Origin of the sequence: Microbispora sp. H10885 (assembly GCF_014161415.1) — a bacterium.
Lineage (GTDB): Bacteria > Actinomycetota > Actinomycetes > Streptosporangiales > Streptosporangiaceae > Microbispora > Microbispora triticiradicis.
Genome location: NZ_JABBWY010000002.1, coordinates 716,079 through 730,502, shown reverse-complemented (window position 1 = coordinate 730,502; position 14,424 = coordinate 716,079). Strand labels below are relative to the sequence as shown.

Annotated in this window: 10 protein-coding genes; 4 read left to right on the top strand and 6 right to left on the bottom strand. The window is 74.0% G+C overall.

Annotated elements, in window-relative coordinates; translation table 11 throughout:
• Positions 1-45 precede the first annotated feature (45 nt).
• Complete coding sequence (locus tag HHX37_RS08195; protein WP_182884982.1) at positions 46-1,911, top strand: GAF domain-containing sensor histidine kinase; 1,866 nt, start codon at positions 46-48, stop codon at positions 1,909-1,911.
• Between the two features lie 25 nt (positions 1,912-1,936).
• Here the strand turns inward: HHX37_RS08195 and HHX37_RS08190 are convergent, their stop codons facing one another.
• Both HHX37_RS08190 and HHX37_RS08185 read right to left on the bottom strand, forming a co-directional pair.
• The gene (locus tag HHX37_RS08190; protein WP_182884981.1) at positions 1,937-2,899 is read right to left on the bottom strand and encodes an ABC transporter permease; all 963 of its coding nucleotides are present in this window, start codon (positions 2,897-2,899) and stop codon (positions 1,937-1,939) included.
• A 5-nt stretch (positions 2,900-2,904) separates the two neighbouring features.
• Positions 2,905-5,670, bottom strand: coding sequence for an alpha/beta fold hydrolase (locus HHX37_RS08185; protein ID WP_182884980.1), 2,766 nt, complete (start codon positions 5,668-5,670; stop codon positions 2,905-2,907).
• 167 nt (positions 5,671-5,837) lie between these two features.
• Between HHX37_RS08185 and HHX37_RS08180 the strand changes: the two genes are divergently transcribed.
• Positions 5,838-7,037: a hypothetical protein gene (locus tag HHX37_RS08180; protein WP_310738303.1), complete on the top strand. Its 1,200-nt coding sequence runs from the start codon at positions 5,838-5,840 to the stop codon at positions 7,035-7,037.
• A gap of 6 nt (positions 7,038-7,043) precedes the next feature.
• Here HHX37_RS08180 and HHX37_RS08175 read toward each other — a convergent pair whose 3' ends face one another.
• Both HHX37_RS08175 and HHX37_RS08170 read right to left on the bottom strand, forming a co-directional pair.
• Positions 7,044-8,081 carry a copper resistance D family protein gene (locus tag HHX37_RS08175; protein WP_182882814.1) on the bottom strand — a complete coding sequence of 346 codons (1,038 nt, stop codon included), beginning with the start codon at positions 8,079-8,081 and terminating at the stop codon, positions 7,044-7,046.
• Complete coding sequence (locus tag HHX37_RS08170) at positions 8,078-8,716, bottom strand: copper resistance CopC family protein (protein ID WP_182884979.1); 639 nt, start codon at positions 8,714-8,716, stop codon at positions 8,078-8,080. The genes HHX37_RS08175 and HHX37_RS08170 overlap by 4 nt, the downstream gene beginning before the upstream one ends.
• 329 nt (positions 8,717-9,045) lie before the next feature.
• On the opposite strand from HHX37_RS08170, the gene HHX37_RS08165 reads away from it, so the two are divergent.
• Positions 9,046-10,293 (top strand): CynX/NimT family MFS transporter, encoded by a 1,248-nt coding sequence (locus HHX37_RS08165; RefSeq protein WP_182884978.1) that lies wholly within the window; start codon positions 9,046-9,048, stop codon positions 10,291-10,293.
• A 12-nt stretch (positions 10,294-10,305) separates the two neighbouring features.
• Here HHX37_RS08165 and HHX37_RS08160 read toward each other — a convergent pair whose 3' ends face one another.
• The gene (locus HHX37_RS08160; RefSeq protein ID WP_182884977.1) at positions 10,306-12,516 is read right to left on the bottom strand and encodes an alpha/beta fold hydrolase; all 2,211 of its coding nucleotides are present in this window, start codon (positions 12,514-12,516) and stop codon (positions 10,306-10,308) included.
• A gap of 177 nt (positions 12,517-12,693) precedes the next feature.
• Here HHX37_RS08160 and HHX37_RS08155 point away from each other — a divergent pair, with 177 nt between their 5' ends.
• Positions 12,694-13,269, top strand: a complete 576-nt coding sequence (locus tag HHX37_RS08155) for a GNAT family N-acetyltransferase (protein WP_182882811.1) — start codon at positions 12,694-12,696, stop codon at positions 13,267-13,269.
• A 26-nt stretch (positions 13,270-13,295) separates the two neighbouring features.
• On the opposite strand, the gene HHX37_RS08150 is transcribed toward HHX37_RS08155, so the two are convergent.
• Positions 13,296-14,306: a LacI family DNA-binding transcriptional regulator gene (locus HHX37_RS08150; RefSeq protein WP_117408596.1), complete on the bottom strand. Its 1,011-nt coding sequence runs from the start codon at positions 14,304-14,306 to the stop codon at positions 13,296-13,298.
• Between the last annotated feature and the right edge of the window lie 118 nt (positions 14,307-14,424).

The following is a 14,424-nucleotide window of genomic DNA, read 5'->3' as shown; positions in this document are numbered from 1 at the left end:
CCGATCTGCGTCGACGTGGTGCGAACAGCCGCGTAACGTGGGCTTATGCGCGCGCGAATGTTGTCGTCGCTGCTCCGCGTGACGCGCCCGCCCCTCTTGGTGGGCGTCATCGTCGGCGTCGCATGCGTGACGGCGGAGACTTTTCTGACCTTCCTGCTGGAGCGGGTGGCCCCCTCGAACGCCCTGAACGTAGTCTATCTGGTCGGCGTTCTCGTGGTCTCCTACCTGTGGGGCCTGCCGCTCGGCATGCTCACCGCCGTGGCGAGCGGCTTCGTCTACGACTACTTCCTGGTCGTTCCCCGCCACGCGATCAGCGTCTTCAGCGGCTGGTCGTGGATGCCGCTGCTGGTCTTCCTGGTCGTCGGGCTGCTGGTCAGCGCCGCCGCCGCGCTGATGCGGACGCTGCTGATGGAGGCGGAGGAACGCCGCGGCGAGGCCGATCTGGAGGCCGCCACGGCCCGTCTCCTCCTGCGCGCCGAGCACCTGCCCGCCGCGCTGCCGGTCGTGGCCCGTCGTCTGGCGCAGGGCCTCGGCCTGCCGTTCCTGGCCGTGGAGCTCGGAGCGACCGGTGCCGGGGACCCGGGCAAGGTCGCACTGCCGCTGAGCGACGACGACGTACGGCTCGGCACGCTCGTCGCGCCCGCGAACCTGCCGGCGGCGGTGCTGCGCCGCCTCCGGGAGCGCGTGGTGCCCTCACTGGAGGCGGTGCTGGCGGCGGCGTGTGATCGTGAGGCCATCGGGAACGCCCTGGCCACGAGCCGGGACGAGCTCGCCAGGGTCGCCGACGAGCAGGCCGCCCTGCGCCGGGTCGCGACGCTGGTCGCGCGTGGCGTCCGCCCGGCGGAGATCTTCGGCGCGGTCGCCCGCGAGATGGGTCTGATCGTGAACGCGGACCACACGGCGGTGGAGCGATACGAGCCCGACCGGACGGTCGCCCTGATGAGCTTCTGGAGCGCCTCGGACGGCGGCCCGGCGCCGCCGATCGGCTCACACCGGCCGCTCCGGGAGGACGGCCTGTCCGCCCTCGTTCTGCGCACGGGACAGCCGGCCAGGATGGCCGCGGCCGAGGGGACGGCCGAGGGCGCGGCGGGAGAGCTGGAGACCTGGGTCAGGGACGACAAGGTCGTCTCCGCGATCGCCAGCCCGATCGTCGTCGAGGCCCGTTTGTGGGGTGTGGTGATCGCCTTCTTCCGCGGCCGTGAGCCGCAGCCCGAGGGCATCGAGGAACGCATCCGGGACTTCACCGAACTCGTCGCCACCGCGATCTCCAACGCCCAGGCCCGCGACGAGCTCGCCGCCTCACGCGCCCGCGTGGTCGCGGCCTCGGACGAGACCCGGCACCGCATCGAACGCGACCTGCACGACGGTGCCCAGCAGCGCCTCGTCTCCCTGGGGCTGCAACTGCGGATGGCGGAGACCGCCGTGCCTCCCGAACTGCCGAAGCTCAGGGAACAGCTCTCCCGCACGGCCGAGGGCCTGACGCTGGTGCTGGAGGACCTGCGGGAGCTGTCCCGTGGCATCCACCCGGCGATCCTGTCCAAGGGCGGCCTCGCGCCGGCCCTGAAGATGCTCGCCCGCAGGTCGTCGGTCCCCGTCGATCTACGGGTGCGGGTCGACGGGCGCCTTCCCGAGCGGGTCGAGGTGGCGGTCTACTACATCGTCTCCGAGTCGCTGACGAACGTCGCCAAGCACGCGCACGCCTCGCTGGCGTGCGTCGAGGTGGACGCGGTGGGCGAGGCCGCGCGGGTCGCGATCCGCGACGACGGGAAGGGCGGCGCGGACCCGCGCGGGGGTTCCGGTCTCATCGGCCTCCTCGACCGCGTGCAGGCTCTCGGCGGCACGATCGAGATCACCAGCCCGGCCGGCCAGGGCACCACGCTGACGGCCGTCATGCCGGTCGGCGGCGGCTGAGCCCGGGTGCGGGGAAACGGTCTGGTCAGGAGACGACGTCCCGGCGCCGGAAGCGGCGGAAGGCGAAGGCGACGATGATCGCCGAATAGGTCACCGAGATCGCCACGCCCTTCACCATGCCGCCGTACTCGGGCTCCGGCGCGAGGGCGTCGAGCCACGCGGCGTTCCAGAACGTGGGCAGGAACTCGCGCAGCGAGCCCAGCGCCTCGACCGCCTGGAGGATGCTGCTGACGATCACCAGGCCGACCGCGCCGCCGACCGCGCCGAGCGGGGAGTCGGTGGTCACCGACAGCAGGAAGGCCACCGAGGCGACGACCAGCTGACTGACCATGGCGTACCCGATCACGACGGCGAACTTCGGCAGCACGTCGGCGGCGGGGATCACCTCGCCCGTCCCCGGCACGGTGATGTCGTTCCACCCGAAGGCGAGCGTGCCGGCGAGCAGGGCCATCAGCGGGAGCACGGTCACCGCGGCGGCCGAGTACGCCAGCGCCACCACCAGCTTCTGGCGCAGCAGCCGGTCGCGGGGGACCGGGGCGGCCAGCAGGTAGCGCAGCGACGACCAGCTCGCCTCGCTCGCCACCGTGTCGCCGCAGAACAGCGCCACGGCGACGACCAGCAGGAAGCTGGCCGACACCGACAGGGCGAACGCCGCGAAGTTGAGCCCGCCCGCCGTGGCGAGGTCCGACAGCCGCAGGCTGCCCTGGCCCCGCCCGGCCGGGCCGAACTGGAACGCCACCACGAGCACCCAGGGCAGGGCGAGCAGCACGCCGAACATCGCCATCGTCCGGCGGCGGCGCAACTGCCGGACGAACTCCACCCGCAGCGGCAGCGTGCGTCCCGGCGCGTATCCGGGTGCGTGCGCGGCCGCCGCCTGTCCGGGCGTGCGGCCGTCCGCGTCGCTCCCGTGTGCGTCCGGCCCGTCGTCCCGGACGGCCCGCCCGGCGGCGGGGGCTTCTCCGGCCACGTCCGGGGCCGGTCGATCCATCGGGCTCAACGGCGCTCTCCGATCAGGTCGAGGAACACGTCCTCCAGGCGCGGGCCGGCGCCGTTGGCGGTGGTGGCGGTGCCGAGCAGGTCGCCGACCGGTCCGGCCGACACCAGTCGCCCGCGATGCATGACGACCACGTGGGTGCAGGTCTGCTCGACCTCCGCGAGCAGGTGGCTGGAGACGATGACCGTGCGCCCCCGTTCGGCGTACGCCCTGAGCACCCGGCGCATCTCGGCGATCTGCGGCGGGTCGAGGCCGTTCGTCGGCTCGTCGAGCACGAGCAGGTCGGGGAGGCCGAGCATGGCCTGCGCGATGGCCAGGCGCTGCCGCATGCCCTGGGAGTAGGTGCGCACCGCGCGGTCCAGGGCCGCGCCGAGCCCGGCGATCTCCAGCGCCTCCTCCAGGTGGGCGTCCTGAGGCGGACGGCCGGTGGCCCGCCAGTACAGCTCCAGGTTGGCCCGCCCGGACAGGTGCGGCAGGAATCCCGGCCCCTCGACGAACGACCCCAGCCGGGACAGCACGGGCGCCCCCGGTGCCACGCGGGTGCCGAAGATCCGGATCTCGCCCTCGTCGGGATGGATGAGACCCATCAGCATGCGCATGGTGGTCGTCTTGCCCGCGCCGTTCGGCCCGAGCAGGCCGAGCACCTGCCCCTTCTCGACCCGGAACGACAGGCCGTCGACCGCCTTCTCGCCGTTGCGGTAACGCTTGACCAGCCCGCTGATCACCAGGGGCACCTCGGCCGGCCCGGCGTCTGCGGCCCGGTCGCCGGTAGGGGCCGGGTCGCGCCTCGCGGCCCGGCCGGTCAGCAGGAGGACGGCCGCGATCAGGATCGCCGCGAGCGGCATGGCCCACGTCCACCAGGCGGGGCCGGTGGCGGGCGTCCGCAGCGCCGCGAACCCCGGGACCTCCAGCGCCGGGGACTCCAGCCCGATCCGGTAGACGGCGGGGGCGGCGGGCGTCGCGTAGCCGAGGTCGGTGGTCGACACCACCACCCGCATCCGGTGCCCGGCGTCGAAGCGCCTGTCGACGGCCGGGAGCGTCACCGTGACCGGCGTGCCCGCCTCGCTCGCGGTCACCCGCAGCGGCGCGACGAGGCCGGACGGCAGCACCGGGAGCGACCCCCCGGAGACGTCGTAGAGCTTGGCGAACAGCGTGGCCTCGCCCGTGCCGTAGACCCTGATCCGGACGGCCGGGCTGCCGGTGACCTGGGTGGGCCGGGCCAGCGGAGCGGACTCGAAGACGGCCGCCTGGCCCGGCATGTCCAGCGCGACCGACACGCCGCCTCCGCCGCCTCCGCCGGCGCCGCCGAGCAGCCCGCCGAGGCCGGGCACCGCGGAGATCGACGCCGGCGACCCGCCCGCGGGGTTGGCGACCGGCTGGGCGGAACCGTGAAGGGCGATCGTGGTTCGTTCCCCGCCCGCCAGGCCGGGGTATCGGCCCGCGGTCGCGTGCAGGAGCACGGGGCGGCGGGTGCCCGGGTCGCGTCCGCCGTCCCGGGTCACGGTGAACGCGGCCGAGGCGGCGTCGGCGGGGGAGCCGGACCGCTTGAGATAGCGGTCGAACCAGCCCGCCGTCCGGTCGGACAGCCAGTCCGCCTCGCCGTCGCCGCCGTCGTGGCCGCCGTTGAACCAGGCCACCTCCACGGGAGCGCCGGTCGCGGCGATGGCCCGGGCGTTGGCGTCGGCGTGGGAGAGGGGGAACAGCGAGTCGCGCTGGCCCTGCACGAGAAGCGTCGGCACCTTGATCCGGCCGGGCACGGAGATCGGGCTCGACCGCCGGAGGAGGTCGACCGCCTCCTTGGTGGCCCTGCCGGTCTCGGCCACCTTCTGGTACATCGCGCAGATCTCCGGCCGGAACCGCCCGCACTGGACCTGCTCCGCCTCCCCGCCCCCCGACGTGCCGCCCGGCCCGGTCTGCTGCCCGGACCCCTGGCCGGTCTGCGGGGCGGCCGTGTTCCCGGGCCTCGCGGTGGCCGCACCGGCCTCCGGCGAGGGCGCGCCGGGCCCCTGCTCGCCGGTGCCCGGTGCCCGGCCGTCGCTGCCGGCGGCGGCGCCCGCGAGGCCGGCGAGACCCCCGGCTCCGAGCCCCCCGGCGCCGAGGCCGCCGTCCGGGGCCAGCCGGTCGGCGGCGGCGCTGAAGAAGATGCCGGCCCACATCTTCTTGAACACGCCGTTGGCCGGCCCGGCGCCCGAGGCGTCGGGGAAGAGCGCGTCGGCGAGGTCGTACCAGGTGATCTGGGGCACGATCGCGTCGACCCGGCTGTCGTAGGCCGCCGCCATCAGCGCGATCGCCCCGCCGTACGAGCCGCCGGCGATGCCGACGCGCGGGTCGCCGGGGGCGTCGAGACGCACCTCGGGCCGCGCGGCGAGCCAGTCGACCAGCCCCCGCACGTCCTTGACCTCGTAGTCGGGGGAGTTGAGCGCGATCTGACCCGTCGAGCGGCCGAACCCGCGGGCCGACCAGGTCAGCACGGCGTAACCGCGCCCGGCGAGCCGCTCCGCCTGCTCGCGCATGCTGTCCTTGCTGCCGCCGAAGCCGTGGGCGAGCAGCACGGCGGGGGCCCTGCCGCCGGAGGCGGGGGGATAGAAGGTGGCGTCGAGATCGACGCGCTGGTCGCCCGAAGGCCCGTCGACGACGGGGATGGCGAGATCGCGCCCCTGCACCGCCGGACCGGAGGGCCACAGGGCCCACGCCACCCCTCCGGCCACCAGGATGACCAGCGTGACCACGATCGCGAGGGCACGCCGCCCACCCGGAAACGTCATATCGCGATGCTACTTGTCGCACCTGAGAGCGGGCTGAGGAGCCCGCCGCGCCTGTGGACAACCGGCCCGCGACACCGGGCGCGGCCTCCCTCGGCATACGAATCGTGATGATGCATCGGGGTAATCCCTGATTGCGCCTGACCTTGGGGGACGGCATCATTTCGCGCGTGAACGGAACGCCGCTGAAGCAAGTCCCCACGCGCGTGGTCGAGTGGGCCCTTCCCTACTGGACCCGGGGGGAGGCGGGCAGGCAGACCCCGTCCGACCTGTTCCGGGTGCTCTACGCTGGCTGGCTCGCGGCGTTCGTCCTCAAGGTGCTCGGGTCGAGCTGGGACGTGTCGTGGCACTTCAGGTGGCTGCGCGACGACCTGGCCCCGCCGCATCTGCTCAACACCGTCGGCACGGCGATCGCCGTCGCACTGACCATCGTGCACTGGTACACCGGTTACGGGGTGGACCGCGCGTCCTCCCGCCTGATCGTGTGGGGCACCGGCGTCTTCCTCATCGCCATCCCGCTCGACCTGATCAACCACCGGGTCAACGGCATCGACATCACCGCCTGGAGCCCCTCTCACGCGCTGCTGTTCGTCGGCACCGCGCTGATGCTCGCGGGTGTGATCCGCGGCTGGTACCTCGGCTCGGGCCGCTACGCCGAGATCTCCGGCGGGCGGCGCGCCCTGGTGCTCGGCGGCCTGTTCGCGTTCTTCCTGGAGAACGCGCACTTCCCGGAGCAGCACCAGGAGTACGGCGTGCTGGAGCTGGCCTCGTGGGACCGCGGCCAGCCGTACGCCGAGCCGACGCTGCTGAACTTCGCGGCCGACCAGATGGGCCGCGCCGTGGACCGCGCGATGGTGCTCAAGTTCTCGCTGCCCGTGCCCGACGCCGTCTACTCCGTCTACGCCGGCGTGTTCGGCGTCGCGATCCTGGTCTTCGCCCGGGTCATGACAGGCCGCCGCCTCACCGCCACCACGATCACCGCGGGGTACCTCGCCTACCGCTGCCTGATCTGGCCGCTGCTCGTCGGCGGCGGGTTCCCGCCGTCGGCGATCCCGTTCTTCTTCCTGCTCGCCGGGATCGGCGTCGACCTGGCCTTCCTGGTGCCGATCCGGCTCCTGCGCCCGCTCGCGGGCGGGGTGCTCGCCACCGTCGGCGTGTACGGAGGCCTGATGGCGCAGGACCGCCTGCTGGAGGCTCCGCCGTACGCGCCGGAGGCCTGGCCGTACGCACTCGCCGGGCTGGTGGTCGTGTGGTACGCCGTCGAGTGGTTCGCCGGGCGCAAGGGGCTGACGGCCGCCGACGCGGAGGCCAGGGACGCCCGGGAGAGGGCGGCGGACTCCGGGTCGCCCGTCTCCACGTCGCCGGTCTGAGGACGTTCAGGCGACGGGCGTCCGGGTCAGCGCGACCGCGACGCCGAACGCGAGGCCCATCACCGTGACTTCGAGGGCCGCCCAGGCGGCGAACGCCGTGGGCTCACGCCGCGCGATCGCCGGCAGCAGCCGCCAGCGGATGTTCGCCCCCAGCAGCGCGATCACGCCGGTGAGCACCGCCTTGGCGATGACCAGCCAGCCGTACCGGGTGGTCACGAGCGACCCGGGCAGGGTCTCGCCGGGCGAGAGCGCGAGCTCGACCAGGCCGTTGAAGAGCCCGGAGAGCCCCACCACGAGCAGGGCGTAGGTCGCCAGCCGGGAGAACCTGGGCAGCGTGGGGGCGAGCAGGTCGCGGTCGCGCGGGAGCAGCACGCCGAGCGCGACCAGGCCGCCCACCCAGGCGCACGCGCCGATGACGTGCAGCTCCATCGACACCATGCTGAGGTCGTGCCAGTACCAGTTCGACGCGTGCCCGGTCACCGGCAGCGGCAGCAGCCCGAACCCGGCGACGAGCACCCGCAGCTCGGCGGGCACCTTCTCGCCGAAGCGCACCGCGAGCATCCCCACGGCGGCGCTGGCCAGGGCGCACGACGCGCTCACGATCATGCCCTGCCCCGAGCCGATGCCGTCCACGTACGCCGCGACGTCCGGCGCCCCTCCCGGCATGATCTCGGCGGCGCCGAGCACGGCCGACAGCAGGGCAGCCGCGCACCAGACGAGGGAGAAGGCCACGGCCCAGTGCCGCGCCCTGGCGGCGACGGGCTCCGTCCGGTCCGGATCGTCGAAGCCGAGCAGCTTGGGCAGCAGACTCAGGCCGAGGGCGGCGGTGGCGGCCAGGTCGAGGACGACCCGGACGACCGGCAGGCCGTACTCCACGACCGCGCCCGGCATCGGAATGCCCGGCGCCGCCCCCGGACGGGTGAGCCACGTCGCGGTCACGACGGCGAGGACGGCCGCCACGGTCAGCCCCGCGACCGGGATCCGGGTCCTGGCGGGCGTGGCGCGGCGGTCCGTCGTGGCGGGCCGCTCCGTGGTCGCGGTCATCCGGCCTCCCCGGCGGCGGAGCGGCCCGGCGCGGCGCTCGCCACGCGGCGGTCGTGCCGGAAGAGGACGAGGGCGGACAGCGCCAGCAGCGCCGCGGTGAAGATCAGCAGCCCCCAGACCCAGCCTCCGCCGCCCTGGCCGCCCGCCGCCGCGGAAAGCCCGGTGCCGGGCTTCGGGTCCACCGTCTCCACGGCGACCGCTTCGGTGTTCACGTAGCCGGTCGGCAGGGTGAACCGGAGGGTGCCGGTGACCGGATGGCCGTCGTTCGACACGATGCGGTAGCCGACGGCGTACGACCCGGCGGGGACGGTGAACGCCTTTCCCGGGGCGGCCGGTGGTCGCACCGCGATCGAGATGCTCCCGCCTTCGACGGTGACATCGCCGTCCTCGTAGTGCCCGCCGTCCGGCCCGGTGACGGCGATCCGGGCGAAGTCCGCACGCACCGCCTGGTCGAACGTGAGCGTGACGGTGCGGGGCAGGCTGTCGAGTACGGCGCCGTCCTTGGGGTCGCTGGACACCAGGACGTTGTGCGCGCTCGCGGGCGTCGCGACCAGCGTGACGGCGAGCAGGGCGAGCACGGGCCACACGAGCAGGGCGAGCGCAGGCGACGCCAGGCGGGCGAGCACCCGTGACATGGGCCGAGCGGGCGGGGGCGGCACGAGCCGCGCGGGCATCCGCGACACAAGCCGTGCCGGCGTGGGCGGGGCGGTTCGTCCAGCCGTACCCCGGCCACCGCGCGGGGCCGGGGCGTCGTGGCACGTCGGGGTGCGTGCGACCTGGTCCACCTGCCTTGCCTTCCTTTTGCCGGGCACCGACCCTGACATGGTCCCACTGATCGCGTGCCCGGAACGCCCCGGGCGGGGCGCGTACGGCCGGGCCGTTGTTGAGCGCGCGCCGGGCGGAGGCCAGCATGGGGGGCACGGTCACCGGCCCCATCGTCACGACCGCGAGAAGGAGAAGCCTCTTGACCCCCCAGCCCTCGTCATGCGAGTCCCAGCGCGACCCGGCCCGGAGCGAAGCGTCGACGCCGCGCTCGTCATGGGTGACGATCATCGTCATCTATCTGGCCGGGGTCGCCGCGGCGACGAGCCTCGGCAAGTTCTCCTCGGTGGGGCCGCAGATGACGGCACAGCTCGGGCTGTCGCTGTCCCAACTGGGCTGGGTGATCTCGGCGGTGGTCGCACTCGGAGCAGTCGCCGGGCTGCCGGCCGGTTACCTGGTCCGCCGGTTCGGCGCGGCGAGGTCCCTGGTCGTCGCTCTCGTGCTGATGGTGGCGGCGAGCGCGCTCAGCGCGGCCGCCGGAAACCTCGCCTGGCTGCTGACGTCCCGCGTCGCCGAGAGCGCGGGCTACCTGCTGGTCTCCATCACCTGCCCGGCGCTGATCCTCCGTCTCGCGCACGAGCGGGATCGAGGGGTCGCCCTGTCCATCTGGGCGACGTTCGTCCCGGTGGGCATCGGACTGAGCACCCTCGCGGGAGGCGCCGCCGGCGCCGCCCTCGGCTGGCGCGGCTGGGTCCTGCTGCTCGCCGGGTTGACGCTGGTCATGACGCTGATCGTCCGGGCGCGGCTGCCGTGGACGTCCGCTCCCGAGACGGCGGCCGGGTCCGTGCCCGGCGCGCGGGCGCTGGCGTGGCCCGCGCTGCTCACCGTGGCCTTCTGCCTGATGGTCCTGGTGACCATCCCGGTGATGGTGCTGCTGCCGACGCTGCTGATCGAGCAGCACGGGCGGTCGGCCGCCGTCGCCGGAGCCCTGACCTCGGCGATCTCGCTGGTCGGGGTGCCGGGAGGGCTGGCCGTGGGACTCCTGCTCCGCCGGAGGGTCCCGCTCGGGGTGCTGGCGGCGTCCGGACTGCTGGTCGTGCCGGCCGCCTGGCTCACCTACGACAGCGAAGGGTCGCTGGCCGCCGCGGTGACGGGCGCGGGAGTGATCTCGCTGGAGAACGGGCTGCTCGGCGCCCTCGTCTTCGCCGCCCTCCCGCAGGTGCTGGAGCGGCTCGACCACGCCGACGTGGGCAACGGCCTGGTGACCCAGATGGGCAGCCTCGGATCGCTGCTCGGTCCTCCGCTGTTCGGCCTCGTCGCCGGCGCCTCCGGGTACGGCGCCGCCGTGCCGGTCATCGTGGCGGGCATGGTGGCCTCGGTCGGGATCATGCTGCTGGTGACCCGGCATGTGAGCGGGCGGGCGCGGCGGGCCGCGCCGGAGATCGGCTGAGCCGCGGGCCCGTCAGGCCAGCAGCCAGCCGTACAGCCAGGCGAGGAACGCCATGCCGGTCAGAGCGGGCACGATCTTCGCGGCGCCGGCGGTGAGCCGGAACGCCTCGATCACCGACAGCACGGTGCAGACGATCGCCAGCAGGCCGAACCAGGCCAGCGCCGGAGGCACCCCGATCGCCAGCACGACGGGATCGGTGATCGCCGCGAGGCTGAGCGCCGACAGCGCGCCGAGCACGACACCCGCGAGGCCCGCGAGCACGCTCAGCCCGCCGCCGCGGCGGCGCAGGAGGGAGACCAGCCCCACGAGCAGCTGTACGGCGGCCACGAGGAGGAACGCCGCGGGAATCGCGAGCGGAGCGGGCGACCGCAGCATGCGGTACACCGAGGAGGTGAGGAGGAGATCGCCCGGCCGGACCATCGCGTACGGCGCGACGCCGGGGTCGCAGGGCCGGGCGGCCGAGGCCGGGTCGGCCAGGAACGCGGCGATCGTCCGGCGGCCGCACTCGCTCGACAGGAAGACCGCGTGCCCGACGCCGTCGAACTCGGCGAACCGGGCGCCCGGCACCGCCGACACCGCCTTACGGGCGGCCTCCGGCGGCGTGGTCGGGTCGTAACGCCCGCCAAGCGCCAGGATCGGCACCCCGCCCCCGGTCGCCGTCTCCCCGGCCGTCCTGCGCCTGGCGCTCGCGCTCCCGGCCGTCGCGCGCCCGGTCGCCCTGCCCTCGGCTGTCGTGCCCGTGGTTGCCGTGCCCGTGGTTGCCGTGCTTTCGGCCGCTGCGTGCCCTGCGAACGCGTTCCTGGTCGCGTTGCCCCCGGCCCTCGCGGTTCCGGCCGTCACGCGCCCGGCCGCCCTGCCCTCGGCTGTCGCGCTGGCCGTCGTGTGCCCGGTCGTCGTGCCCCGGGTGTCCGCGGTCGCGGAGCGCCCGGCGATGGTGGCGTCGGCGCCGACGGCGGTGACCGCCGGGTCGGGGGTCAGGGCGTCGGGTTCGGTGCGGGAGGCCGGGAGCCCCCACGCGCCGCACACCGCGGCGTCGACGACACCGGTGAACAGCCGCGGGTGCGCGGAGCCGGGGAAGGAGTTGCCCGGCGTCTCGTCCTGGCACTGGACCGCGTAGTACAGGCCCCACTCGTGCGAGGTGAGCCCGTCGCCAGCCTGGTCGACCAGGGGTTGCAGCAGCTCGGTGCGCCCCGCGGCCAGCCCGTCGACGAGAGCCGGCATGACCGGGATCACGTCCGTCTCGTGCAGGGCCTCACCCAGGATCGTGGCCACGTCGTCCCCGTTGAGCCACACGGTCAGCCGCTTGCGGGTCAGCGGGTCCCGGGTCTCGTACGCGGCCGGATGGGCGTTGAGCGCGGCCACCATGGTGTCGAACCGGCTGGTGAGCCCCAGTTTCGCCATGGTGGCCGTGAGCGAGCCGGGGGACTCGTCGTACCACCGGGCGCGCGGGGGGAGGAGGGAGTCCAGCACGATCCCTCGGCTGCCCTGGGGATCGAGCGCCGCCGCCCGCAGCATCGGGCGGGTCGAGTAGCTGACGCCGAACAGGTACCACCGCCGGTAGCCGAGCGCGGACCGCAGGTCGACGATGTCGGCCGCGATCTCGGCGGTCCGGTAGCCGCGCAGGTCGACGTGCTCGCCCTCCAGCCGGGACTGGCAGGCCGCCGCCCGCCGTACGACCGCCGCCGTCTCGTCCGCGGCCGGGCCGGGGGTGCGCAGGGTGTCCACGATCCCCTCGACGATCTCCGGGCAGCTCAGGCGTGGCTCGGAGTAGCGCCCCCCGCGCTGCTCCAGCACGATCACGTCGCGGCCGGGAAGCATCTGCGTCAGCAGCCCGGTGAGCTGGAGCGAGGCGGAGCCGGGGCCACCGCTCATGTAGACGACCGGGTCGGCGTCCTGCGCGCCCGCCTGCCCTGTGACCTGCCCTGGCGCCTCTCCTCCGGCGCGGTGCACGGCGTAACCGACCTTGATCGTCCTGCTGTTGGGGACGTCCCGCCGCTCGGGCACCAGGAGGTAACCACACGTCGTGCCGGCGGGAACGGTGACCGGGCAGGGCCGCTCCTCGACGCGCGCCGTGGCGGACGTCCCGGCGGCCGTCACACCGGCCGCGGTCGCGGCCCCGGGCCGGCTGGACACCGGAGCCGCCAGGGCCGCCGACCCCGGACCTTCCATCAGCATGAGGGCCGCGACGAATGCCGCGACGGCCGCTCCGCGCAAACTACGCAACCGTCAGCCCCGTCCCGCGAACCCGGCGATATCGGCAGAAACCTTAGCGTGTCCGTTGGTCATCCCGCCCACATTCGCCACATGCGCCGCCGGTCGGACGATCACCGCATCGCCCGCCGGCTCCCTGTCCGGGAAAGCGGATGACCGGGAGGAGGCCGGAGCGCGAGAATGCGCCCCATGTCCCAGGCGACACTGCGTACGGGCCGGATCGAACTCGTCCCGCTGTCCGACGAGCACCTCGAAGACGAGATCGAACTGGACGCCGACCCCGAGGTCATGCGTTACATCACCGGCCGTGCCCGCGACCGCGCGGAGGTCGAGGCGCTCCACCGCCGGAGACTCGCCGCCGCGGAGCGCGTCGCCGGGCTCGGCTTCTGGGCCGGTCTCGTCGACGGGCGGTTCGTCGGCTGGTGGATCCTGGAGCCGCCCACCCGCGCCGACCAGGGTCCGGTCGAAGGGCAGGCCGAACTCGGCTACCGGCTCCTGCGCCGCCACTGGCGTCAGGGGCTCGCCGGCGAAGGGGCCCGCGAACTGGTGCGGCACGCCTTCGAAGACCTTCGGCTGTCCCGCGTGTTCGCCGAGACGATGGCGGTCAACACCGCCTCCCGCGCGACGATGACCGCGATCGGCATGCGGTACGTCCGTACGTTCCACCCGGACTGGGAGGAACCGCTCCCCGGGAGTCATCTCGGCGAAGTCGAGTACGAGATCACCCGGGAGCAGTGGCTCGCCTCCCGGGCGGCCGGAGCGTAACGGCCCGGCCGAGTCGGCTCCATTTCTCATCGCGGCCTGGCGGTGCTCTCCCTGATCACCAGATCGGTGGACAGCTCGACCCTGCGGGCCTCGGTGTTCTCACCGCGGCCCATGGCCAGCACCATCCGCGCGGCGAGGGCCGCCATCTCCTCCAGAGGCTGGCGTACGGTGGTCAGCGGCGGCCACGCGGAACTGGACAGCGGCAGGTCGTCGAAGCCGACCACGCTGAGGTCCTCCGGCACCCGCAGGCCGCGCTGGCGCGCGGCCTCGAACACGCCGAACGCCTGCATGTCGCTGCCCGCGAAGATTGCGGTCGGGGGAGTCTCCAGCGAGAGCAGCGAGTGGCCGTGGTCGTGGCCCGAGTTGACCAGGAAGTCGCCGTACCGGATGAGCTCGGGGTCGATGGACACCCCCGCGGTCTCCAGCGCGGCCCGGTAGCCGTCGATCCTGGCCCGGCTGCAGAGCATGTCGGGCGGGCCGCCGATCATGCCGATCCGGGTGTGGCCGAGGTCGAGGAGGTGACGCGTGGCCGCCAGGCCGCCGTGCCAGTTGGTCGCGCCGACCGACGCCACCCCCGGCGGCGGCTCGCCCTCGGGATCGACGACGACGAACGGGATCGAACGCGCGCTGAGCTGGCCCTGCTGACGCACGGAGAGGCGTGAGCTGACGATGATGACGCCGTCGGTCCGCCGCGCCGCGATGCGCTCCAGCCAGTCGCGGCCGGGTCCCGCATGGGTGTGCAGCACCGAGATCACCACGCTCGCCGCGGCCTCGTGCGCGGCCTGCTCGGCCCCGCGCACCAGTTCCATGGCCCACGGGCTCTCGATCTCGGCGAACACCAGGTCAAGTAAACCGACCGGGCCGTCGCCCTGCCCGGTCCTGCGCTGGTAGCCGTGCTTCTGCAGGAGGCGCTCCACCCGCTGGCGGGTCTCCGGCGCCACCTCGGGACGGCCGTTGATCACCTTGGACACGGTCGGAACGGAGACCCCGGCCTCCTCCGCTATCTGGGCGATGGTCACCCGCCTTTTCACTGGCATGGTGCAGATCGTAGCCGAAAGTTTCGGGGGAGCCGTACCGGATACCTCCTGATGGCGCGGATGTCGCAGGTGATCAAGCCCGCGATGCTCTTGACGCTTAACGACCGTATTACATATT

What these genes read in the sequence shown, in the direction of transcription:
- HHX37_RS08195 (WP_182884982.1), top strand. Translation starts at nt 46, where the DNA reads ATGCGCGCGCGAATGTTGTCGTCGCTGCTCCGCGTGACGCGCCCGCCC.
- HHX37_RS08190 (WP_182884981.1), bottom strand. Translation starts at nt 2,899, where the DNA reads ATGGATCGACCGGCCCCGGACGTGGCCGGAGAAGCCCCCGCCGCCGGG.
- HHX37_RS08185 (WP_182884980.1), bottom strand. Translation starts at nt 5,670, where the DNA reads ATGACGTTTCCGGGTGGGCGGCGTGCCCTCGCGATCGTGGTCACGCTG.
- HHX37_RS08175 (WP_182882814.1), bottom strand. Translation starts at nt 8,081, where the DNA reads ATGACCGCGACCACGGAGCGGCCCGCCACGACGGACCGCCGCGCCACG.
- HHX37_RS08170 (WP_182884979.1), bottom strand. Translation starts at nt 8,716, where the DNA reads ATGTCACGGGTGCTCGCCCGCCTGGCGTCGCCTGCGCTCGCCCTGCTC.
- HHX37_RS08155 (WP_182882811.1), top strand. Translation starts at nt 12,694, where the DNA reads ATGTCCCAGGCGACACTGCGTACGGGCCGGATCGAACTCGTCCCGCTG.
- HHX37_RS08150 (WP_117408596.1), bottom strand. Translation starts at nt 14,306, where the DNA reads ATGCCAGTGAAAAGGCGGGTGACCATCGCCCAGATAGCGGAGGAGGCC.